This window comes from Micromonospora globosa (assembly GCF_000717585.1).
GTDB lineage: Bacteria > Actinomycetota > Actinomycetes > Mycobacteriales > Micromonosporaceae > Micromonospora > Micromonospora aurantiaca.
This window is the reverse complement of the sequence record NZ_JNZR01000006.1, coordinates 41379-64927: the sequence shown is the minus strand read 5'-3', so window position 1 is coordinate 64927 and position 23549 is coordinate 41379. Positions and strand designations below refer to the sequence as shown.

At 69.4% G+C, this 23549-nt stretch carries 15 protein-coding genes; 13 read left to right on the top strand and 2 right to left on the bottom strand.

The annotated features are described in order from the left end of the window. The first annotated feature begins 20 nt into the window (after positions 1-20). From IF06_RS0108680 to IF06_RS0108660, 5 genes are all read left to right on the top strand, one after another. Positions 21-1034: a carbohydrate ABC transporter permease gene (locus IF06_RS0108680; RefSeq protein WP_013284481.1), complete on the top strand. Its 1014-nt coding sequence runs from the start codon at positions 21-23 to the stop codon at positions 1032-1034. After that, positions 1031-1891 carry a carbohydrate ABC transporter permease gene (locus IF06_RS0108675; RefSeq protein ID WP_030270116.1) on the top strand — a complete coding sequence of 287 codons (861 nt, stop codon included), beginning with the start codon at positions 1031-1033 and terminating at the stop codon, positions 1889-1891. The genes IF06_RS0108680 and IF06_RS0108675 overlap by 4 nt, the downstream gene beginning before the upstream one ends. Then, positions 1888-4335, top strand: coding sequence for a glycoside hydrolase family 2 protein (locus IF06_RS0108670; protein ID WP_030270110.1), 2448 nt, complete (start codon positions 1888-1890; stop codon positions 4333-4335). Before IF06_RS0108675 ends, IF06_RS0108670 begins: the two co-directional genes overlap by 4 nt. 78 nt (positions 4336-4413) lie before the next feature. Continuing rightward, positions 4414-4752: an ArsR/SmtB family transcription factor gene (locus IF06_RS0108665; protein WP_013284484.1), complete on the top strand. Its 339-nt coding sequence runs from the start codon at positions 4414-4416 to the stop codon at positions 4750-4752. After that, entirely contained in the window at positions 4749-6440 is a 1692-nt protein-coding gene (locus IF06_RS0108660; protein ID WP_030270108.1) for a SulP family inorganic anion transporter, read from the top strand. The genes IF06_RS0108665 and IF06_RS0108660 overlap by 4 nt, the downstream gene beginning before the upstream one ends. Here the strand turns inward: IF06_RS0108660 and IF06_RS0108655 are convergent. Next, positions 6437-7111: a DUF4386 domain-containing protein gene (locus IF06_RS0108655; protein WP_013284486.1), complete on the bottom strand. Its 675-nt coding sequence runs from the start codon at positions 7109-7111 to the stop codon at positions 6437-6439. The two genes, IF06_RS0108660 and IF06_RS0108655, sit on opposite strands and share 4 nt — an antisense overlap. An 86-nt stretch (positions 7112-7197) precedes the next feature. On the opposite strand from IF06_RS0108655, the gene IF06_RS0108650 reads away from it, so the two are divergent. From IF06_RS0108650 to IF06_RS33890, 3 genes are all read left to right on the top strand, one after another. Continuing rightward, positions 7198-7902 carry a TetR/AcrR family transcriptional regulator C-terminal domain-containing protein gene (locus IF06_RS0108650; protein ID WP_030270105.1) on the top strand — a complete coding sequence of 235 codons (705 nt, stop codon included), beginning with the start codon at positions 7198-7200 and terminating at the stop codon, positions 7900-7902. Between the two features lie 219 nt (positions 7903-8121). Next, a complete protein-coding gene (locus IF06_RS0108645; RefSeq protein WP_030270103.1) occupies positions 8122-9516 on the top strand; it encodes a hypothetical protein in 1395 nt (464 codons plus the stop codon). 89 nt (positions 9517-9605) lie between these two features. Next, the gene (locus tag IF06_RS33890) at positions 9606-9779 is read left to right on the top strand and encodes a hypothetical protein (protein WP_013284489.1); all 174 of its coding nucleotides are present in this window, start codon (positions 9606-9608) and stop codon (positions 9777-9779) included. A 77-nt stretch (positions 9780-9856) separates the two neighbouring features. Here IF06_RS33890 and IF06_RS0108635 read toward each other — a convergent pair whose 3' ends face one another. Continuing rightward, on the bottom strand, positions 9857-10579 hold the full coding sequence (locus IF06_RS0108635) for a hypothetical protein (protein WP_232236639.1): 723 nt from the start codon (positions 10577-10579) through the stop codon (positions 9857-9859). Positions 10580-10765: 186 nt separating this feature from the next. Between IF06_RS0108635 and IF06_RS0108630 the strand changes: the two genes are divergently transcribed. The 5 genes from IF06_RS0108630 (at position 10766) to IF06_RS33885 (ending at position 23333) form a co-directional block, all read left to right on the top strand. Further along, a complete protein-coding gene (locus IF06_RS0108630) occupies positions 10766-12784 on the top strand; it encodes a DUF2075 domain-containing protein (RefSeq protein WP_030270098.1) in 2019 nt (672 codons plus the stop codon). 120 nt (positions 12785-12904) lie between these two features. Next, positions 12905-17014, top strand: coding sequence for a BREX system serine/threonine kinase PglW (gene pglW / locus IF06_RS0108625; protein ID WP_030270096.1), 4110 nt, complete (start codon positions 12905-12907; stop codon positions 17012-17014). After that, positions 17011-20562 (top strand): BREX-2 system adenine-specific DNA-methyltransferase PglX, encoded by a 3552-nt coding sequence (gene pglX, locus IF06_RS0108620; RefSeq protein ID WP_030270094.1) that lies wholly within the window; start codon positions 17011-17013, stop codon positions 20560-20562. Before pglW ends, pglX begins: the two co-directional genes overlap by 4 nt. 12 nt (positions 20563-20574) lie before the next feature. Beyond that, on the top strand, positions 20575-21840 hold the full coding sequence (locus tag IF06_RS0108615; protein ID WP_030270092.1) for a PIN-like domain-containing protein: 1266 nt from the start codon (positions 20575-20577) through the stop codon (positions 21838-21840). Positions 21841-21899: 59 nt separating this feature from the next. Then, positions 21900-23333: an HNH endonuclease gene (locus tag IF06_RS33885; protein WP_198039649.1), complete on the top strand. Its 1434-nt coding sequence runs from the start codon at positions 21900-21902 to the stop codon at positions 23331-23333. The last annotated feature ends 216 nt before the right edge of the window (positions 23334-23549 follow it).

Here is a 23549-nt window from a genome sequence, read left to right as displayed (position 1 = left end):
CCCGGCCCTGGAGTGAACCGATGTCCAGCACCCGTGCCGCGCCCGCGCCGCCCGGCCGCCCACCCGCGCGCAAGCGCGGCCGTACCGGCGCCGGCGACCGGCGGATGACCTGGCGCGACCGGCTGTACCGCTTCGACATGCGGTACATGCCGTACCTGATGATCGCGCCGTTCTTCCTGCTCTTCCTCGTGTTCGGGCTGTTCCCGCTGCTGTTCAACGCGGTCGTGTCGCTGCGCAACTACCGGCTGGACGACCCGACGCTGCCGTACTGGGCCGGCGCCGAGAACTTCAGCCGCCTGTTCGCCGACGAGGACTTCTGGAACGCCCTCTACAACACGTTCGGCATCTTCCTGCTCTCCACCGTGCCGCAACTGCTGCTCGCGCTGCTCGTCGCGTCGCTGCTCAACCGCAAGCTGCGGGCGCAGACGTGGTGGCGGGTGGGCGTGCTGCTGCCGTACGTGACACCGATCGTGGCCTCGACGATGGTGTTCAGCGTCTTCTTCTCCCGCGACTTCGGCATGGCGAACTGGGCGCTCGGCCTGCTCGGCATCGGCGGCCCGGACGACCCGATCGACTGGCGGGCGGACAAGCTGCACGCCTGGATCGCCATCGCCACCATGGTCAACTGGAAGTGGATCGGCTACAACGCGCTGCTCTACCTGGCCGCCATGCAGTCCATACCGCGCGACGTCTACGAGGCCGCGGCGATCGACGGCGCCGGGCCGTGGAAGCAGCTCTGGCGGATCACCGTCCCGATGATCCAGCCGGTGGTCCTGTTCACGGTCATCCTGTCCACCATCGGCGGGTTGCAGCTGTTCACCGAGCCGATGCTGTTCGACCCGAACGCCCAGGCCGCGACCGGCGGGCCGGACGGCGAGTGGCAGACCATCGCCCAGCTCATCTACAAGGTCGGCTGGAAGGACCTCAACCTCGGGTACGCCGCCGCGATGTCCTGGGCTCTGTTCCTGATCATCCTGGTGGTCGCAGGCGTCAACTACCTCCTGACCAACCGACTCTCCGGAGGCCGCCGGTGACGACGCGACGCGTGGTGGCCCGGGCGCCACAGGACACCCCGGCCGGGCTCTGGACCTACCTGCTCCTCGCGGTGAGCATGCTGTTCGCCGCGTTCCCGCTCTACTGGATGTTCGTCATCGCCACCAGCGACGACGAGGCGCTGGCGAAGCTGCCACCGGCTGTCGTACCGGGCGACCGCTTCCTCACCAACGTCGACGAGGTCTTCTCCCTCCAGGACGTCTACTTCGCCGCATCACTGGTCAACAGCGTCATCGTCTCGGTGGTGGTGACCGCCTCGGTGCTGTTCTTCTGCTCGCTGGCCGGCTTCGCCTTCGCCAAGCTGCGCTTCAAGGGCAGCCGCGCGCTCATGCTGTTCGTGGTGCTCACCCTGACCGTGCCCAACCAGCTCGGCATCGTCGCGCTCTACATCGTGATGGGCGAGCTCGGCTGGAACGGCACGCTGCTCGCCGTCATCGCGCCCGGCCTGGTCACCGCGTTCGGCGTGTTCTACATGCGGCAGTTCATCGTGAACACCGTCCCGGACGAGCTGATCGAGTCGGCCCGGGTCGACGGCGCCACGACCATGCGGGTGTACGCGACCATCGTGCTCCCGGCCATCCGCCCGGCCCTGGCGGTGCTCGGCCTGCTCACGTTCGTGGCCACCTGGAACGACTTCCAGTGGCCGCTGATCACGCTCAGCGGCACCGACTACCCGACGTCGATGGTGGCGGTCTCCGACCTGGCCAGCGGCAACTACGTGATCTACCGGCGGGTGCTCGCGGGCGCGTTCATCGCCACCGTTCCCCTGCTGGTCATGCTGTTCATCGGTGGACGTCAGATCGTCCGCGGAATCATGGAAGGCGCGGTGAAGTCGTGAGCCGTCGAACGCTGCTGCACGAGGGGTGGACGCTGCGGGCCGAGCCCGGGCCGGCGGTGCCGCCGGAGATCGCCGGGACGGCGGTGCCGGCGACAGTCCCCGGTTGCGTCCACACCGACCTGCTCGCGGCCGGCCTCATCCCCGACCCGTACCTGGACGACAACGAGAACCGCCTCACCTGGATCGGCCGCACCGACTGGGTCTACGAGACCACGTTCGCCGGGCAGCCCGGTGACGACGAGCGGGTCGACCTGGTCTGCGCCGGCCTCGACACGGTCGCCACCGTCACGCTCAACGGCGTCGAGGTCGGCCGCACCGAGAACCAGCACCGCTCGTACCGCTTCGACGTCCGCGCGCTGCTGCGCCCGGACGGCAACACCCTCGCCGTACGCTTCGACTCCCCGTACCGGTACGCCGAGGCGCACCGGGACCGGCTCGGTGACCGGCCCAACGCGTACCCGGAGCCGTTCCACTTCATCCGCAAGACCGCCTGCAACTTCGGCTGGGACTGGGGGCCGACGCTCGTCACCGCCGGCATCTGGCGCGACATCGGCCTGCACGCCTGGTCCACCGCCCGGCTCGCGTCGGTCCGGCCGATTGTCACGGTGGCCGACGACGTCGGCCGGGTCGAGCTGCACGTGCAGGTCGAGCGGGCCGACGACGAGCCGCTGACCGTCCGCGCCGCCGTCGCCGGGGTCACCGCCGACGTCGCCGTACCGGCGGGGGAGCGGACCGCCGTCGTGACGCTCACCGTCGCGGACCCCGCGCTGTGGTGGCCGATCGGGTACGGCGACCAGCCCCGGTACGACCTCGACGTCACCCTGCACGGCGCCGACGGCCGGGAGCTGGACGCCGCCGCCCGCCGGATCGGGTTCCGTTCGGTCCGGCTGGACACCACGCCCGACGCCTACGGCACCCCGTTCACGCTGCACGTCAACGACGTGCCGGTGTTCGTCAAGGGCGTCAACTGGATCCCCGACGACGCGTTCCCCAACCGGGTCACCCGGGAGCGCCTCGCGGGGCGGTTCGGCCAGGCGGCCGGCGCGAACGTCAACCTGCTGCGCGTCTGGGGCGGCGGCCGGTACGAGTCGGACGACTTCTACGACCTCGCCGACGAGATGGGGTTGCTGGTGCAGCAGGACTTCCTGTTCGCCTGCGCCGCGTACCCGGAGGAGGAGCCGTTCCGCACCGAGGTCGAGGCGGAGGCGCGGGAGCAGGTGACACACCTCGCCGGGCACCCGTCGCTGGTGCTCTGGACCGGCAACAACGAGAACATCTGGGGCTGGCACGACTGGGACTGGCAGGAGCCCCTGGCCGGACGCACCTGGGGACGCGGCTACTACCTGGACCTGCTCCCCGCGATCGTCGGGGAGCTGGACCCGACGGTCCCGTACTGGCCGGGTAGCCCCTGGTCCGGCAGCGAGGACGTCCACCCCAACGATCCGGCGCACGGCACCACGCACATCTGGGACGTGTGGAACACCGACGACTACACGCGCTACCGGGACTACGTTCCACGCTTCGTGGCCGAGTTCGGCTACCAGGCGCCGCCCGCGTACGCGACGCTGCGCCGGGCACTCTCCGACGACCCGCTCACGCACGACTCACCGGGCATGGCACACCACCAGAAGGCTGCGGACGGGGACGGCAAGCTCCGGCGCGGGCTCGACGCCCACCTGCCGCCGCCCGCCGACTTCGACGACTGGCACTACCTCACCCAGCTCAACCAGGCCCGCGCCATCCAGCTCGGCGTGGAGCACTTCCGCTCGCACCGGCCGGTCTGCACCGGCACCGTCGTGTGGCAACTGAACGACTGCTGGCCGGTCACGTCCTGGTCGGCGATCGACGGCGACGGCCGCCGCAAACCCCTCTGGTACGCGCTGCGCCGCGCCTACGCCGACCGGCTGCTGACGGTGCAGCCGCGCGACGGCGGGCTGGCGCTGGTGGCGGTGAACGAGACCGATCGGGCGTGGAGCGGGCCGGCCACCGTCACCCGGCTGGCACTCACCGGGGAGCCGAGGGCGAAGACCTCGGTCGACCTCGACGTCCCCGCGTACTCCTCGGTGGTGCTGGCGCTGCCGGCGGAGCTGGCGCGGCCGGACGACGGCCGCGCGGAACTGCTCGTCGCGGACGCCGGGGACACCGCGGAGCGCGCGCTGTGGTTCTTCGCCGAGGACCGCGACGTGCGGTGGCCGGCGGCGCAGTGGGACGCGACTGTCGAGCCGGTCGACGGCGGCCGGCGGGTCCGGGTGACCGCCCGGACCGTGCTGCGCGACCTGACGCTGTTCCCTGATCGCCTCGATCCGGGCGCGCAGGTGGACCGGGCGCTGGTGACGCTGCTGCCGGGGGAGAGCGCGACGTTCACCGTGCACGCGCCCGGCCCGCTCGACGCCGACGCGCTCACCCGCCGCCCGGTGCTGCGCTGCGTCAACGACCTCGCCTGAGGGGCTATACCCGCATCCCCATCGATTTGAAGATTTCTGCAAGTGCTAAAGTCTTCAGAGTCGTCGGAGAGGTGAGTCATGTCGGTGCCGCTGTACCAGGCCAAGGCGGAGCTGTTCCGCACCCTCGGGCACCCCGTGCGCATCCGGGTGCTCGAACTGCTCCAGGACGGGCCGAAACCGGTCCGCGACCTGCTCGCCGCCATCGACGTGGAGGCGTCGAACCTCTCCCAGCAGCTCGCCGTGCTGCGCCGCGCCGGCATGGTCACCTCGTACCGGGACGGCCCGCTGGTCATGTACGCGCTCAGCACCCCCGACGTGGCCGACCTGCTCGCCGCCGGACGGCGCATCCTCGGCGCGGTCCTCACCGACCGGGACGCCCTGCTGGACGAACTGCGGGCCTCCGGGACGGACCGGTGAGCGCGGCTGCCCTTCGCGCCGGTGACGCCGTACGCCGGGCGGGCCGGCTGTTCGCCGGGCTGCTGCCCGGCCGGGCCGACTGGCAGAACGCGCGCCGCTCACCCCGGCGCGACCTGCTCGCCGGGCTCACCGTCGCGGTGGTGGCGCTGCCCCTGGCGCTCGCCTTCGGCGTCACCTCCGGGCTCGGGGCGCAGGCCGGCCTGGTCACCGCCGTCGTCGCCGGGGCCGTCGCGGCGGTCTTCGGCGGCTCCAACCTCCAGGTCTCCGGTCCCACCGGGGCCATGACAGTCGTGCTGGTGCCCGTGGTGCAGCAGTTCGGTGCCGGTGGCGTGCTGATGGTCGGCGCGCTGGCCGGGCTGATCCTGATCGCGCTCGCAGTGGCCCGCCTCGGCCGGTACGTCCGCTACCTGCCGGCCCCGGTGATCGAGGGCTTCACCGCCGGCATCGCCGTGGTCATCGCGCTGCAACAGGTGCCGGCCGCGCTCGGCGTCACCGCCGCGCACGGCGAGAAGGTGTGGGCGGTGGCCGCCGACGCGGTCGCCCGGTTCGCCGCGCACCCCCGGCCCGCCGCGATCGCTGTGGCGCTCGGCGTGGCGGCGCTGATGCTGCTCGGCGGCCGATGGCGGCCCGCCGTGCCGTTCTCCCTGGTCGGGGTGGCCGCCGCGACGCTGCTCGCCGAGCTGGCCCCGATCGACCTGGCCCGGATCGGTGAGCTGCCGCAGGGGCTGCCCGCGCCGTCGCTGGACTTCGTGGACCTCGGCGCGCTGGGCGTACTGCTGCCGAGCGCCCTCGCCGTGGCCGCGCTCGCCGCCCTGGAGAGCCTGCTCTCCGCCACTGTGGCGGACGGCATGACGGTCGGCGAGCGGCACGACCCGGACCGGGAACTGTTCGGCCAGGGCCTGGCCAACCTCGCCTCCCCGGTCTTCGGCGGCATCCCGGCGACCGCCGCCATCGCCCGTACCGCGGTGAACGTGCGTGCCGGGGCGTCCTCGAAGCTCGCCGCACTCACCCACGCGGTGGCCCTCGCCGCGATCGTGCTCGCCGCCGCCCCGCTGGTCGGCCGTATCCCGCTGGCCGCCCTGGCCGGGGTGCTGCTCGCCACCACGGTACGGATGGTGGAGGCGGCCTCCCTGCTCGCGCTGATGCGGGCCACTCGCGCCGACGCGGTGGTGCTGGTGCTGACGTTCGCCGTCACGGTGATCTGGGACCTGGTGACAGCAGTGGTCGTCGGGCTCGCGGTCGCGGTCGTCCTGGCGCTGCGCGCGGTGGCCCGCAGCGCCAAGCTGGAACAGGTGCCGCTGGACACCGGCGAGCACAGCGACGAGGAACACGCGCTGCTCGCCGAGCACATCGTGGCGTACCGGCTGGACGGGCCGCTGTTCTTCGCCGCCGCGCACACGTTCCTGCTGGAACTGGCCGAGGTGGCCGACGTGCGGGTGGTGATCCTGCGGATGTCCCGCGTCTCCACGGTCGATGCGACCGGCGCCCAGGTGCTCGGCGACGCCATCGCCCGGCTGCGCGGCCGGGGGATCACGGTGCTGCTCTCCGGCATCACCCCGGGCCACGACCAGGTGCTCAGCACGCTCGGCGTCGCCGACGAGCTGCGCCGCGAGGGCCTGGTGTTCGCGGACACCCCGGCCGCCATCCGGTACGCCCGGGGTGTCGCCCTCGCCGCGAGCCCGGCCTAGGCTTCGGTCCCTTCGAGTGCCCGCCTGCGCACGCCGAAGATGATCAGGTAGCCGAGGATCCAGACCTCGCCCACAGTGGCGGGGATCACCAGCAGGTCGCCGGCGGCGCCGGCGCCGGGGGCGAGGTACGCGACGAACGTCATGAGCACGTAGCCGACACCACCGGCGACGAGGACCCAGCCCAGCGGCCGGGGCAGCCAGCCCGACCGGAGCACGCACCAGCCCATCGGCACCAGCCAGAGGCCGAAGAAGAGCCCGCCCACCTCCCACAGGTTCCCGCTGACCAGGTAGAGCAGCTGGACGGTGTCGGCGTCGCCCGGCCCGCCGGTCGCGACCTGCAAGGCCGTCGCGAGGACGGCGGCGCTGCCGAGGATCGCGACGGCGTTGACGAGCCCGAAGGCGGCGATGCTGCCCGCGGCGGTGCCGTCGACGGTACGGAACAGGCGGTGGAACCAGACCGCGGTGAGCGTCTGGGTGAGGACGACCAGTAGTTCGAGGGCGATGCCGAGGCGGGCCAGCGACTCGTGGGCCACCAGGTTGGCGAGCGTCGTGCCCGCGTCGTCGGCGTCGAAGAGCATGGGACGGACGGTGAGGAACCCCAGGGCGCCGGTGACGGCGAGCCCGAGGTAGAACAGCCCGGTCACCCGGGCGGTACGGATCAGCTGGTGCATGGCGGCTCCTTCGGGGGTGATCGACGTGCCGGGGCCGGGGTCGCCTTACGTCGTAAGGCCAACCATACGTTGTAAGGTCAAGGGAGATGGGAAGCCGGATGGGAGCGAGGAAGCCTCGGGAGCCGCTCAGCCGCGAGCGGGCCCTGGCCAGCGCGATCGCCCTGGTCGACGCCGAGGGGATGGCGGCGCTCACGATGCGACGGCTCGCCGCCGAACTCGGCGTCGAGGCCATGTCGCTCTACCACCACCTGCCCGGCAAGGCCGGACTGCTCGACGGCCTCGTGGACGCCGTCGCCGCCGAGATCACCGCAGCCGCCGAACGGGCCGAGGCCGACGCGCCCGGCGGTGACTGGCGTACCCGGCTGCGGCTGCGCTTCCTCGCCGCGCGTGCGGTCATGCTGCGGCACCCGTGGGCCCCGGCGCTGCTCAGCTCCCGCCCGACCGTCCCCGCCGGGGTGTACGCCTACTACGACGGCATCCTCGCCACGCTCGTCGAGGGCGGCTTCTCGTACCGGATCGCCCACCGGGCGCTGCACGCCTTCGGCAGCCTTGCGCTCGGCTTCGCGCAGGAGGTGTTCCGGCCGGACGCGGGCGGGGAGGCCGACGCGGCGGCAGCGGAGGCCGAGATGGTGGCGCTGGCCGAGCGGCTGCCGCACCTGGCCGCCATGGTCGCCGCCGAGACGCACGACGCGGCGGATCCGACGCTCGGCTGGTGCGACAGTCAGACCGAGTTCGAGTTCACCCTCGACCTGCTCTTCGACGGCCTGGAGCGACACCGCCCGAGCCCTTGACCCGGCCCGTGCCATTCGCAGTCAGGTATCGGACTGAGAAGCCGACGAAAGCCGAACTGATGAGACCGCGTATCCGTCCGGCATTCGCTTTCGGCCGGGATGGATCGCTCGACATCCGACCGGCCAACTCTTTTCGTTCGTACGCGCCAATGGTCGCGCCGCTTTTCGACCGGGCTCGCGAGTAACTTCTCGTACCACCGCATTCACGAGGAGTCACTTATGTCTGAGGAAACCTGGCTCGCGGCACGTCTGATTCCTACTTCGGGTATCAACGGCGCCGAGGAGCAGGAACGCCGGGCGACCTCCGCCCTGCTGGCGGTGATGAGCGCGGTCCGGGAGTTCGGGCGTGTCCTGACCCAGTCCGTCGGCGCGCCGGCCGGAGTCGTGCAGACCTTCATCGAGGTTCCGTTCAAAATCGGAAACCAGCAACTCTTTCCGGACGGCCTCATCCGCGTCACGAGGGGGCAACGCCAGTGGACCGCGCTCGTGGAGGTGAAGACCGGCAGTAACCCGCTGCGATCCGAGCAGTTGGAGGCCTACCTGGACATTGCGCGGGAGCAGGGATTCGACGCCCTCATCACGATCTCGAACGAGATCGCTCCCGTTCCGGGTCAGCATCCGACGACAGTCGATCGCCGGAAACTGCGCAAGGTCGCCCTGTATCACCTGCCCTGGACGGAGATCCTGACCCAGGCCGTGATCCAGAAGGAATACCGCGGCGTCGCAGACCCGGATCAGGCATGGGTTCTGGGCGAGCTGATCCGATACCTCGAACACCCGCGTTCGGGCGCTCTCGAGTTCAGCGACATGGGGCCGGCCTGGGTGCAGGTGCGGGACGGGGTGTCGGCCGGGACATTGCGGGCCGGCGACAGTGCCGCGGCGCAGGTCGCCGGGCGCTTCGACGCCTTGATCCGTTACGCGTGCCTCCGGCTCGGCCGACAGTTGGGCACCGACGTGACTCCCGCGCTGAGCCGCCGCGACCTCGCCGATCCGGCGGCGCGCACCCAGTCGCTCGCCAACCAACTCGCCAGCGCCGGCACCCTGAGCGGCAGCATCCGGATTCCGGGCGCGGTCGGGCACCTGCACGTGACGGCCGATCTGCGGGCCGGGCAGATCGTCTGCCACGTCGATGTCGACGCTCCCCGGTCGGGCCGGCCGACCACCCGGGTGAACTGGCTGGTCCGTCAACTGAAGGACGCGCCGGAAACGGTCCGGATCGAGGCATTCGCCATGCACGCCCGAGGAGGTGGCGCCACCGATCTCCTCCGCCAGGTACGCGCCGAGCCCACGACGCTCATCACCGACCCCTCGCGCGAGCTGCGAGCATTCCGTATCGCCCAGAGCACGGCTGCGGGAACCAAGCGTGGCAGTGGTCGGGGCGCCTTTATCGACTCCGTGCTGCACGCCGTCGACGACTTCTACGAGCAGATCATCCAGAACCTCAAGCCGTGGATGCCCGCGCCGCCCCGGTTGCGTACGTCGGAGGACGTGATCCCCGTTCAGCCGGTCGCTTCCAGCCTCGTCTCCACCGCGATCTCCTCCCAGGACAGCCCCGAGTTCGACACCGAGGGAACGCCCGGCGGCTCTGGTTCCTCGGACCGCCCCGGCGAGTGACCCCACGGTTCCGCCCGTAGCGGGGGGCGTTTCGTCCAGCCCTGACGGACGGGCGGGTTCGGGCGGCGTGCGGCGGGTACCAGGACGGCATGACTGATCCGGTTGAGCTGTCCGAACTGCACGCCGGAGGCGCCGACCCCGACGACGTCACCCCGGAGGACCCGCACGCGGACCTGGACGGCACCGACGAGAACTCGCCGGCGGAGTTCGGCCTGCCCATCGACGGCACCGCACCGGCCGAGGAGGACCCCACCCAGCGGTGAGGGGAACGCCATGGGTGTCAAACGGGTCCGGAGACACCCATGACGTTCCACCCGATGGCGGCGCAGGCCGCGGGCCGTCAGCTGGGGAGGGCGGCGAGGCCGGCCAGCAGTTCCCACCGCTCGGCCTCGGTGAGCGCCGCGTACGCCGGTTCGTCGCGGCGGTCGGTGTCCGCCTCGATCGCCGCGCGTTCCGGGCCGTCCGGCAGCGCGCGGATCTCGTCGGCGGTCAGCCCGGCGGCCCGCCACGCGGCCCGGTGCGCGTCGGCGCGGTGGTGGCGCAGCGAGCCCAGCCGGGTGACCAGCAGCAGCGCCGGGGAGGCGCCCGCCGGCTCGTACGGCGGGGACATCGCCCGGAACACCGGCCCGCCGGTGGCCTGCGCGTGCGTCAGCACCCGGCCGACCAGGTCGGCGAGGCGGGGCACGATGCGCAGAGCGGGCAGCACACCGGGCAGCGTCGACCACAGTTCCTCGGCTGCCTCACCGGTGGCCCGCTGGGCGAACAGCGTCAGCTCGCGGCCGAGGTCGGTGAGGTGCCAGGCGCCGTCGGCGTCCCGGACCACGACGCCCTGCTCCAGCTCCTCGTCCATGCTTCCGGAGGTGTAGATCAGGCCGTCGGCCAGCGCCTCGGCGGGCATCGGCCGGGCCAGCACGCCGGAGAAGAAGCTGTTCTCCGCGCCGAGTGTGCAGCCCCGCTCGGCGTAGAACGCCTCCATCCGGGCACGGGCTCTCCACCTGGCGCCCACGTACACCCGGTCGATCGCCGGCCGGACCAGTCGCGCGTAGCTCACCGTCGTCTCCACGCCGCCAGACCCTAGCGACCAGGAAGCGTGCCGTGTGACCGAGTGGATGCGGCATCTGGCTGCATGAATGGGTAGCCCCTGTCCGGAGGAGGTCGCTAAAGTGGCGGCGGTTCAGCGGATCGACGGGCTTCCCGTTTGGGACACGCCCCCACCGCACGAGATCTTCGTGCCTGGGGGGCCACTCAATTGCTCGCCTTTCAGACCAGTGCCAAGCAGATTCTGGAGCTGACGAGGGAGGCTCAGCTCGTCGAGCAGCTGACGGCTCATCTGACTCGGGTCGGCTTCCGGATTTCGAAAAGTGAGCGTTCGTCCTGGCAGCAGAGCCTTCCAGCGCTGGCGATGGAACTCGTCGGCGCGGGTCTTGGGGAGCTCGACGTGCTCGTGGAGTGTCAATTGCCACGCAGCAGCAAGCGAATCGACGTCATCCTCGCTGGCATGGAGCCACTCACCCGACGCCCGGCGTATCTCGTCGTAGAACTCAAGCAGTGGAGCGTTGCGACCACCTACGACGAAGCCGAGAAGTTGGTACAGGTTCCGGGAATGGCCGAGCCCCAGGTGCATCCTGCGGTGCAGGTCGAGAACTACTGCTCCTACCTGACCGACTTCCTGCCGATGTTCGCCGAATCGCCTGACCGGGTGCACGGTCTGGCATACCTGCACAACGCAGAGCAGGGGCACATACCGGCAATGACCACCAAGGAGGATGACGGCCGGAGTCACCGGCGGATGGTGTTCACCAGAGACCGCACCCGAGAGATGCGCCGCTATCTGAGTAGACGGTTCGCTCCCTGGCGGGACGAGGCAGCCACACAGACGTTGTTGACGGCCGCAGTGAAGCCCAGTCGGCAACTCCTCACCTTCAGTGCGGAGGAATTGAACAGCCGAGGGCATCTGGTTTTGCTCGATGAGCAACGCGCGGCATACGAACTGGTCATGCGCGGCGTGCACTGGGCGGACCAAGGCCGGCGAAAGCGGGTGGTGCTCGTCACGGGCGGGCCTGGGAGCGGCAAGAGCGCCATCGCGTTGACGCTGCTCACCGATCTGGCACGGGAGGGCCGTTCGGTTGCCCACGCGACCGGCTCCAAGGCGTTCCGGGAGAGCCTGCGGCGATACGCCCGGAGCCAGCCGCGCAGCCCTGACCAGCGCATCGCACCGTTGTTCCACTACTTCATGGACTTCATGGATGAGCCCGCAGACAGCCTGGACGTGTTGATCTGCGACGAGGCGCATCGGATCCGCGCCCAGTCCTCTCGCGGGAGCCGCCGAGGACGAAAGCCGCAGGTCCGGGAACTCATCGAAGTGGCGAAGGTGCCCGTCTTCCTGCTCGACGACGACCAGGTGGTGCGACCGAACGAGGTGGGCAGCGTATCGATGATCCGTGACGCGGCGGAGCGGCTGGACCTGGAGGTCGACTTCGTTCATCTCGGGGCCCAGTTTCGATGTGGTGGCAGCCCACGTTACGAACGATGGGTGCACCACCTGCTGGGTCTTGCTGCAGATCGACCCTACCGCTGGAGCGGGGACGAGTCCTTCCGGCTCGCCCTCGCCGACTCACCGGGTCAAATGGAGACGTTGCTGCGCCGTACCCACAACCGGAAGGCGTCGGCGCGCATCTCGGCCGGTTTCTGCTGGCCGTGGACGGAGAAGCCGCGCGGCCGAGATCTCGTCCCGGACATCCGGATCGGCCCTTGGTCGAAGCCGTGGAACGCGGCCGGTATGCGTCCGCCCAGGGGCATTCCGTCGAGTTCCTTCTGGGCCGTCGACCCGGACGGCTTCGAGCAGGTCGGGTGCATCTATACGGCCCAAGGCTTCGAGTACGACTGGTCGGGGGTCATTCTCGGCCCCGATCTGGTGTTCCGGAACGGCAGGCTGATCAGTCAACCGTCGAAGTCACATGACAGTGCCATCTTCGACCAGCGGCGGGGAGTCGTGGCACGGGATGCCGATCGGCTCATCCGTAACACGTACAAGGTCCTGCTCACCCGCGGTATGCGCGGGACGCTGATCTACTCGGCGGACCCGGAGACGCAGCAGTTCCTGGCCTCGCTGGTGCCTCCCGCGCAGGTGCCGCGATCGCTCGTTGCAGACGGTGTGCAGCGGGTGGGTGTCCCAGCCGACCAAACGTCCTCCGTACCGGATCGGTCGTCCGGGCAAAATCTGCGCACCTCGAGTACGGGTGCCAGTGGGTCTCACGGCGCAGGATGAGAAAAAGTGTCGGATATTCGACTTTGTCGCTGTTCGACGGCCGGTACCGTGCACCGGATCCAACACAGTTGAATACGTGGGGAGTGGCCGTCATGACTGCGCAGATTCGCTTGGTGCATCATGCGTGAGGACTCACCACGCTGGCAACAAATCAACCCCACTGCTTACCTGCATGAACAGGACGGCCTGCGGGAGTTGGCGTCGTACCTGCCGGACGCCGAGCCTTATCATGTCTGGGCCAACGTGGAGTTCGTCGGCACCGACGGCTCCATCAACGAGATCGACGCCCTGGTACTCACCCGCAGCGGCCTTTACGTGCTCGAACTCAAGCACTGGCAAGGTCGAATCTCTGGCGACGGGCAGCGGTGGCAGCATGGTCGATCGCACGTAGACAGCCCGCTGATCCTGACCAACCGCAAGGCCAAACGGCTGCGCAGCGTCATTCGCCAGTACGCCCCGCCCGCTGCCCGGATCCCCTTCGTGCACGCGGCAGTGTTCCTGCACGCCCGGAACATGCACTGCGAACTGGACGACATCGGGCGTCAGCACGTCTACGGCTTGGACGACAACAACAGCCAGTTGCCGAGCCTCAAGCAGATGCTGCTGGCGCCGCCAGCGGATTCCCGCCATCTCGTCGACGCGGTACGTGCCCGCCAGATCGTCGAGCTGGTGCGCGGCGCCAAGATACGTCCGTCGGTGGCCGAGCGGCGGGTCAACCAACTCATGCTGCACCAGCGGCCCTTCGCTGAGGGCATCGGCTGGCAGGACTTCCTCGCCGACCACACAGTGGACTCCTCGCTGCTGCGACGGGTGCGGTTCTATCTGACCAGCCGGGCCGCGGAGGAGGACGCGCCGGCCATCCGGCGGGCCGCCGAACGCGAGTTCCGGCTGCTGCAGGGCATCCACCATCCGGGTATCGCCCGCGCGCTGGACCTGGTCGACCACCCCTGGGGCCCGGCGGTGGTCTTCGACCACCGGCCCGAGTGGCAGCGACTCGACCAGTGGCTGGCCGAGCGAGACGGCCGGCTTCAACTGGCCCAGCGACTGCAACTGGTGCAGGATCTCGCCGAGATTGTGGGACACGCCCACTCGCGTCGACTGTCACACCGCTCGCTGAACCCCCGGGCGGTCTACGTCTGCGACCCGGACAGCGCCCGCCCCACGCTGGTGGTCACCGACTGGCAGACCGGTGGGCGGCTGCCCGGCACCCGGATGACGTCCCTCGGTTCGCCCACGGACCCGGCTTCTCTGGAGCTCTTCTTCGACGACTCGGTCCGGCGTTACCAGGCACCTGAGGCGGCAACCCTGGACGACCTGCCGGGCCATCAGCTCGACATGTTCTCGCTCGGGGCGCTGGCGTACCGGATCTTCACGGCCGTGGAGCCGGCAGCTTCGGCGGAGGAACTTGTCGCAGCGGTGGCCGGCGGTGGCCTGCGGCTGGACGCGGTCGCCGACGGCATGCCGAAGGCGCTCGTCGAAATCGTCTACGACGCCACCCGAGGCGATCCGGGGCCGCGGATGCGGCGGGTCACCGACTTTCTCGCCGGCCTGGAGCTGGTCTGGGAGGAACTGACCGCGCCGGAGCCGGAGCCGGTGGTGGATCCGTTACGCGCCCACCGCGGCGACGTCCTCGACGGCGGGCTGACGGTGCTCGGCCGGCTGGGCAGCGGCTCCACGGCGGTCGCCCTGCTGGTAACCGAAGAGGCCGGATCGGACCGGCGACCGGTGGTGCTGAAGGTCGCCCGGGACGAGCAGTACGCGGACCGCTTCGCCGCCGAGGCCCGCGCCGTGGACAAGCTGCGGGACGCGCGAGTTGCCGCGCTGGTGCGTGGTCCGGTCAAGGTGGGCGGCCGGACCGCGCTACTGCTGGAGAACGCGGGCGAACGTACTCTGGCCGAGGACCTGCGTGGCGGGCGGCTGGCGCTGGACCTGCTGGAACGGTACGGCCGGGACCTGCTGGAGATCGTCGCCTTCCTGGACGGGCAGGGCGTGTGGCACCGGGACATCAAACCGGCGAACCTGGCTTCCCGCCCTCGTCCGAAGGACAAGCAACCACACCTGTGCATCTTCGACTTCTCGCTGGCAGCGGTCCCCGCCGACCAGCTCACCGCTGGCACCACCGCCTACCTGGACCCGTTCCTCGGTCCGCCTCGCCGACTGCGCTACGACGCCGCGGCCGAACGGTTCGCCGCCGCCGTGACGCTCTACGAGATGGCCACCGGGACACTGCCCCGGTGGGGCAACGGCGCCAACCCGGCCGCTGTCAGCGACGAAGTAACCCTCGACCCGGCGGCCTTCGATCCCTCGGTCGCGGACCGCCTGGTCGCCTACTTCGCCAAGGCGTTGGCCCGGGACACGGCGGACCGGTTCGACACGCTCGACGAGATGACCGACGCGTGGCGGGCGGTGTTCCGGGAGATTCCCGAACCGGCGGCCCTCGCCGGCGACACCGGTGGTCTCGCGCCGTTGAGCCGAGCCTCGTCGCTGGAGGCGGCCGAGTTGACCGCCCGCGCGCGGTCGGCGCTGGAACGCCTCGGCATCGGCACCGTCGGCGAGTTGCTGGACGCCGAGCCCTCCGCGTTGACCCGGGCTCGGGGGGTGCCGGACGCCACCCGCAAGGAGATCCTCGCCCGGAGCCGGGAGCTACGTGAGCTCCTCGCCACCGTCGAGCCGCCGGTACCCGGCCGGCCGGACGCACAGCACGTCGAGGCGCTCTGCGCCACCCTGCTGCCTGCGGAGACCGCCCGCACCTCCTGGCACCGCACCGCCATTCAGGTGTTGCTCGGTCAAGCCGCCGACGAGGACGGTCACTACCTGCACTGGCCGTCCCAGGCGGATGTGGCACGGGTGGTCGGCAAACAGCAGCCGCAGATCTCCAACCTGTTGCGCCGGGTCCAAACCCGCGACTGGCTGTCCAACTCGGCGCTCGGCCTGGTCCGCGACGAGGTCGTGGCGCTGCTGGACGCGCGGGGTGGGGTGGCGTCCAGCGAAGAGATCGCTGAGGCGCTGAACGTCACCCGCGGCTCCTACACGGCCGAGCCCAAGCGCACCGCGCAGGCCATCGGCCTGGTCCGCGCCGCGGTGGAGACGGAACTGGCCCGGGGCGGTGACGCACGGCTGGCGATGCAGCGGTTGCGCGGTGGGGACACCGTGCTCATCGGTCGCGAACCGGACGATCCCTCCACCGAGCGCACGGCCGACGATCTGCTCGGATACGTCACCCGCCTGGGTCGCCGGGCGGCGGTGCTGGCCGGCGCGGACCCGCTGCCGAGCCGGAGTCGTGCCGTGGAGGAACTGCGGGCGCTGGAGCGTCCCCCGGCCGGTATGCCACCGTTGAGCGAGGCCCGGCTGCTTCAGCTCGCCGCCGCCGGCAGCGGCGGTGAGGCCGCGGTCAACGCGCAGGGCCAGCTCTACCCGGCCGAGCGGATGGCCGCCGAGCGCGCGCTGCGCCTGGCTGCCGGCGCGCTCGTGGGCCAGAAGCTCGATCCCGAGACGGTACGCGCCAGAGTGAGTGCCCGGTTCCCGCGTGCTCAGGAACTACCGCCCCGACCGAAGCTCGACGAACTGCTGCGGGAGATCCCGCTGTTCTGGGACGCGAGCACCGGTCGTTACGTCCCGCCGGACCGCACCTCGTCGTTGACCGGTACCCGCTCGGTCAGCACAGTCGGGCCGATCCTGGCGCCGGGTGCCGCCGCCCGGGCCCGCCGGCGGCTCGCCGAGGTGATCGACCGGCGCGGCTTCCTGGTGGCGCTGACGTCGATCCGGCGGCCGGGCCGCGCCCGCCAGGCCCTGCTGGACCGCTACGACCTCACCGAGGTCGACGTGACCGCGGTCATGCTGGAGCGGCTCCGCGCGCTCGGCTTTCCCTGGGAGACGATCGTCGCCGCCGACACCGGCTCGGCGACCGACGCTGATTTCCGGTCCCTTGTGGAGCTCTTCCAGCACGAGGTGATGCCGGCGATCCGGACCGCGCTGGCCGAGACCGACCGGCCGGTGCTGATCACCGAGGCGGCGCCGTTGGCCCGCTACCAACAGTTGCGGGTGGTCCAGGAGTTGGCCGACCCGACCCGTCCCCGTCCGGCCGCCCGGTTGCTGCTGGTGCCGGTGCGCCGCACCGAGCCGCTGCTGCTCGACGGGCAGCAGCTTCCGCTCACCTCGCCGGCCAGCCAGTCGCTGTGGCTGCCGGACGAGTGGGACACCCCCATCCTGGAGAGGACCGTTCCCCGATGATCCCGCTGAAGGCGCTGCAGACCCAGGTCACCGGCCTCACCGACGACCTGCGCGGGCAGGTCGCCGCGGACTCCGAGTTGGAGTCGTCGCTGCGCAAGGAGCACGCCCAGGCGACCGAGGCCCGGCGTACGGGGGGAACATTCGAGACCTGGCTGGACGACGTCCTGGACCAGGCGGCGGTGGCCTGGGTGCTTGGCTGCGTGTTTGTCCGCTTCTGCGAGGACAACGAGCTGGTCGAGCCGCTCTGGATCGGCGGCCCGGAGCAGGTCGCGCCGGTCGGCCGGGCCATGCAGCACCGCCAGCAGCACCTGATCGACAACCCTCGGCATAACGACCGGGAATGGCTGCGCGAGGCGTTCACCTATCTGCGCGGGCTGCGCGCCACCGGCAAGATCTTCGACGAGCACAACCCGGTGTGGCGGTTCGGCATCTCCGGCGAGGCGGCGGAGAAGCTGTCGGAGTTCTTCCGGCGTGGGCCGGGCCTCGCGTCGCTGCGCGTCGACGACCTGAACACCCGCTTCCTCGGCGACCTCTACCAGGACTTGTCGACGCACGCGAAGAAGACGTACGCGCTGCTGCAGACGCCGGATTTCGTCGAGGCGTTCATCCTCGACCGCACGTTCGAGCCGGCAGTTCGCGAATTCGGCCTACCGGAAACCTCGGTCATCGACCCGACCTGTGGATCGGGGCACTTCCTACTGGGCGCGTTCAGCCGGCTTGTACGCAAGTGGCGGGAGCGCGAGCCCGCCACCGACATCCGAGTGCTGGTGGAGCGGGCGCTCGGCCAGGTGACCGGGGTGGACATCAACCCGTTCGCGGTGGCGATCGCGCGATTCCGGTTGCTGATCGCCGCGATGAAGGAGTGCGACCTGCGGTCGCTGGAACGTACCCCGTCCTGGCCCGCCCGGGTGGCGACGGGCGACTCCCTGTTGCAGTGGGGGCGCAAGTCGCGACACCAGGGCGACCTGATCGCGATGTTGGAGGGGCAGAACGCCTTCGCGTACGCGACTGAGGACGCCGACGTGCTCGCCGACTACCTGCGCGAGGGCCAGTACACGGTGGTGGTCGGTAATCCGCCGTACATCACGGTTGCAGACAAGGCACGCAACCAGCTCTACCGGGAAATCTATCCCGATGTCTGTCACCGGCAGTACGCGTTGACCGTGCCGTTCGCGAAGCGCTTCTTCGACCTGGCGAGGCAGTCAGACGAGCACGGCGAGGGAGCGGGCCATGTCGGCCAAATCACCGGGAACGCCTTCATGAAGCGCGAGTTCGGTAAAAAGCTAATTGAGGATTACTTTGCGCATACGGTTGAGTTGACCGAGATCATTGATACTTCTGGAGCCTACATTCCCGGGCACGGTACCCCGACCGTTGTCCTTATTGGCCGGGCCAACGCGAGCCGACGATCCGAGTCGGTGCGAGCAGTCCAAGGAATACGAGGAGAGCCTGCTCAGCCAGCCGAACCTGCTCAAGGGTATGTGTGGCGCGCCATTGTCGAAGGAAGTTCTGGATTGGGCGGGGGATCGGGCTGGGTTGAGGTCGCCATGCTTGCTAGGAGCCACTTCGATAGGCACCCTTGGAGTATGGTCGGCGGAAGTTCGTCCGGTCTCATGGCAAGCCTGAAATCGACGTCCCCGGAACTGCTTCGTGCAAGGCTGCGTCGAGTTGGGTTTTATGGAATGACACATGCTGATGAGGTCATGATCCTCCCAAGGAGAGTGAAGGCTCTCCTTGGGGACGAGTCAGAGGCTCTTGCAGATATCGCCTCCGGTGACCAGATCCGTGACTGGGGGCAATCTAGGCCTGACGTGGCTTTCCACCCGTATCGCGAGGAAGGCCGCGAGCTAATTCCTCTCTCGGTGCTGCCGGGTTTGGGCCAGCACCTCTGGGCATTTCGCGCCAGCCTGGAAGCGCGGGGCACCTTTGGCGGCAAGACCTACCGTCAGGCCGGCCGCCCCTGGTGGGAGTGGCACCAGATGCCGAAGGACTCTGGCGCGCATAGTTGGGCTCTAGCTTTCGCCTTTGTCGCTACGCATAACCATTTTTTACTGGCTAAAGGTTCAACTGTTTTCAAACAGTCGGCACCGGTGATCAAGCTGCCGGAGGGGGCGACGGAGGACGATCACCTGCGGCTGCTCGGAGTGTTGAACAGCTCCACCGCCTGCTTCTGGCTCAAGCAGGTCAGTCATAATAAGGGCGAGGGCGGGGGGGCCCGTGTTGACGCTGGCTATGCCGCAATGGGGAGCGAGGATTGGAAAAATCACTTTGAGTTCACCGGGACGAAGCTTCAGGAGTTCCCACTGCCGGCGGCGTACCCGTTGGAGCGGGCCCGGCTGCTCGACTCGCTGGCGCAGCGGCTCGCCGGCCTGACCCCGGCGGCGGTCGCGGAGTCCGCGGTGCCGACCCGGGAGCGGCTGGCGACGGCGCACGCCGACTACGACGAGACCCGGGCGCGGATGATCACCTTACAGGAGGAGTTGGACTGGGAGGTCTACCGGCTCTACGGGCTGCGCGACGACGACCTGACCTTTGTCGAGCCGCCGCGACTCGCGTTGGGGGAGCGGGCGTTCGAGATCGTGCTGGCGCGACGGATGGCGGCCGGTGAGGTGGAGACGCAGTGGTTCGCCCGGCACGGGTCGACACCGCTCACGGAGCTGCCGGCGCACTGGCCGGACGACTATCGGGCGTTGGTGCAGCGGCGGATCGAGGTGATCGAGTCGGACCGGAACATCGCGCTGATCGAACGGCCGGAGTGCAAGCGGCGGTGGGCCACCGAGGGCTGGGACTCCATGCAGGCCAAGGCGCTGCGTGACTGGCTGCTCGACCGGCTGGAGGTGCCCGAACTGTGGGGCGACCGGCCAATACCGCAGTCGGTGGCGCAGCTCGCAGACCGGGTACGCCACGACGACGACTTCCGCGCGGTGCTGGAGTTGTGGGCCGGCCGCGACGACTACGACCTGACGAAGACGCTGGCGAAACTAATCGCCGACGAACACGTCCCCTTCCTGCCCGCCTACCGCTACAAGCCGTCCGGCTTACGCAAGCGCGCGCAGTGGGAGCGGACCTGGGCGCAGCAGCGGCTGGAGGACGCGGGCGAAGACGTGGACATCAAACTGCCGCCGAAGTACACGTCGGCGGACTTCGCCAAGCCGTCGTACTGGCGGGCGCGCGGCAAGCTCGACGTGCCGAAGGAGCGCTTCATCTCGTATCCGAAGGCGGGTCGCGACGGTGACGGTACGGAACTGCTCGGCTGGGCGGGGTGGGACCACCTCGCGCAGGCACAGGCGCTGGCGACCGTCTATCTGGATCGCAAGCTGCAGGCTGCGTGGTCGGCGGAACGACTGCTGCCGTTGCTGGCGGGCATCGCGGAGCTGGAGCCGTGGCTGCACCAGTGGCACACCGACGAGCGTCCCGACTTCCCCGGAGTCCCGGCCCAGTTCTTCACCGACCTCATCGACACCGAACTGTCCCAGCTTGGGGCTGACCGACCAGATCTCCTCGCGCTGCGAGGGCTTGGTGGCCATGCCGACAACCGCGGCGAGTAGCAGGAGTAGAAGATGATCGACCAGGCAAGTCTGGGCGGCCTGTACGACGGCTTCGAGGGCTACCGCAATGTGGAGCGAGCGGATCTCGATCAGGTGCTCCGAACAGGCATCGTCGCACTGGACACCAACCTGCTGCTGGATCTCTACCGCTACTCCAAGAACGCTCGGAAGCAGGTCTTCTCGGCGCTCGACGCAGTGGCGCCCGCGTTGTTCATGCCGGCTCAGGTGCAGAAGGAGTTCTGGCGCAACCGGGACGACGTGATCCGGCGCGTGATCGCCACCAACTCAGTCGCCGGCCTGCAGGAAGCCAGGAAGAAGGCTCTCGCCGAGGTCGACTCGTGGGCTGCCCGCACGACGCCTGGGGCCGAAGCAGACGAGCAGCGGGCACTGCTCGACAAGGCATTCACCGAGGTGATCGGCTGGGTGAAGCGTGGCGGGAGCGGGCTCAACCTGCGGGCGGCACTTCGTGACGTTGCCGAGGACCCTGTCCTCGGCAAACTCCGCGAACTCTTCGAGCACCGCGTCGGCCGGCCGTTCCCTTCCGAGCGCCTGGCGGAGTTGATCGCCGTCGGGCGACAGCGCTTCGAGCGCCGGATGCCGCCCGGATACATGGACGCGGACAAGCCGGGCCAGCAGGAGGAGGGAACCGGGGACTTCCTCCTCTGGGAGCAGCTCATCCAGCACGCGGCGGTGCAGAGGAAAAACCTGCTCTTCGTCACCCGGGACCGCAAGGAGGACTGGTGGCGGCTCGACGCGGCCAGAGAGCCGATCGGGCCGCGCGTGGAGTTGATCAACGAGATGTCCGAACGGGCGGGCGTGGGCTTCTTCATGGCCGTACCCGAGGACTTCCTGGCGGCGGCGTCCGCCGCCTTCCAGGTCGACGTCAGTGAGAGCACGCTCGATACGACCGAGCGGCTCGCCGAGGAGCCGGAGCAGGACGGACCACGGCCCTGGACCCGGGCTCAGTTCGAGATCCTGCTGGCACGGCTTGAGGAGTCTGGCTATCCGCTGCGGGCGGCCGTACTTCGGGAGGCGGCCCAGAGTCCGAAGGGCTTTCTGCCGAGACAACGGGTCTACGAACTCGGTGAGTATCCCGAGGGACGTCTGCTGGTCGGCTTCACCCGGCCCGTGATCGGGGCCACGCGAGACCTGGTTGCCACCGGCAGTCTGCCCGAGGGCCTTGAGCCGGCGCTTCGGGCGCACTATGTGCGTAGCGGCAAGGCGGACGGTTTCGTGGTGCCGCGTTCGATCGTCGAGAACCCGGGCGGTGGAGAGTAGCCGTGCCAGACCGTGGACGACTCGACGCCGGAGCGACGCCAGGACACCGGCCGCAGCTGGTGTTGCAGTTGCGGGGCGGGGCGAACGTACGCGGCCCGAAGCACTATCAGCACTCCATCATCCGAGGCGTCCGGCTCGCCGAGATTGCGGCGGAACTGGGGCCGGAACTGCCGGTGCTGCGGCGGCTCTATCCGGAAGGTGTGGCGCGACTGTGGGGTTCGACGCCGACTGAGCAAGTGAACAACGACAAGGCGCGTGCGCTCCGTGAACGTAAGGTCGGCGACCACGTTCTCTTCTACGCTGACAAGGTCTTCTACGCCCGCGCCCGCATCCTGCATCTCTTCCGGAATCAGGCCGTCGCGAAGAGGGTGTGGCAGACCGACGATGAGGGCCAGACCTGGGAACACATCATGGCGCTGGGGGCGATCGATCAGTTCACTCATGCCGTGCCGGCCGAGCCCATCCTGCGTCAACTCGGACTCCGTTGTCCGCTGCGGAGTCTCACGCTTGTCAACGCTGAAGCGTACGACTCGATCCTGCCGCTCCTCCCGACGTTGCCCAGCATCGGCTCACCGCACGGTCTGCCCACCCGGAAGCGGATGGGCCGTAAGCAGTTCTTCCGCGTGCTGCGGCAGGTGCTCGAAAGGAGCAGTGAGGCATCGCCACCTGACCTGCCGCTGGCGATGCTGTGGGCGATCGGTCGAGCGGCCGCCGCTGCGGAGCCGAGCAGCCGCACCGCAGAGACCACCACGTCCCTAGAGGCGTTCCTCGAACGTCACGGCGGTTCGAACGAGCGATCGCTGCTGCGGCCTCTGGTCGATAGTGGGCTGTGGGACCACGAGCGTGCACTGAACTGGGAGGTAGATCGCTCCGGCTTCCACGGTGGCCGGGCACCGAGCGCTCCGGACGTCGTCAAATCTGACTTGTCGGCAGAGGCCGCCGCGCTGCTGGCCGACGTCGACATGCGGGGTCGCGCCGTGGCGATACTGTCCCGGGCGCTGACCTCCGACCTCGACCGGGCAACGGTACTGGCTCGGGTGGGGCTTGCGGGGTACGACTCAGCGGCCGGCACGCTGGAGCCGGATCTCCTCACGCCCACCGGCTCGGGTGATCCGGCGGAGAGAAAGCTCGTGACGGTCGACCGCATCGTCCGCAGCAGCCGGTACGCGAAGGCCGTGAAGCGGCTCTACGACCATCGGTGCCAGATCTGCGGAGTCCGGCTGGCGACCCGGGACGGCTACTACAGCGAAGCGGCGCACATCCGTGGGTTGGGCAAGCCGCACGACGGCACGGACGACCTCAGCAACCTGCTCTGCCTCTGCCCCAATCACCACACCCAGTTCGACTTCTTCGCCCTGTACATCGATGAGAAGTTCACGGTGCGACGGACGAGCGACGACTCGCCGATCAGCGAGCTACGCCGCCACCCGCAACATCACATCGATCAAAACCATCTGCGGCATCATCGTCGCTTCTGTGGACTTCCAAAATGACGGACAAGGGTGAGGCGACTGTCCGGAATCCGACTCATCCTCACTGTCCTATGGGCCGGTGCCAAGCGAACTGATCTGCGGTTCCTCCCTCGATCGGTGGATGGCAAGCTCAACAGTTTGCGAGGAGTTTTCCCAATCGGTCTGGACGATGTCCAATCAGGGCGCTGCCAACCAATCAGGTCGATGGGTAGCGTGTCGGGCACCCTGGGGAGGCTT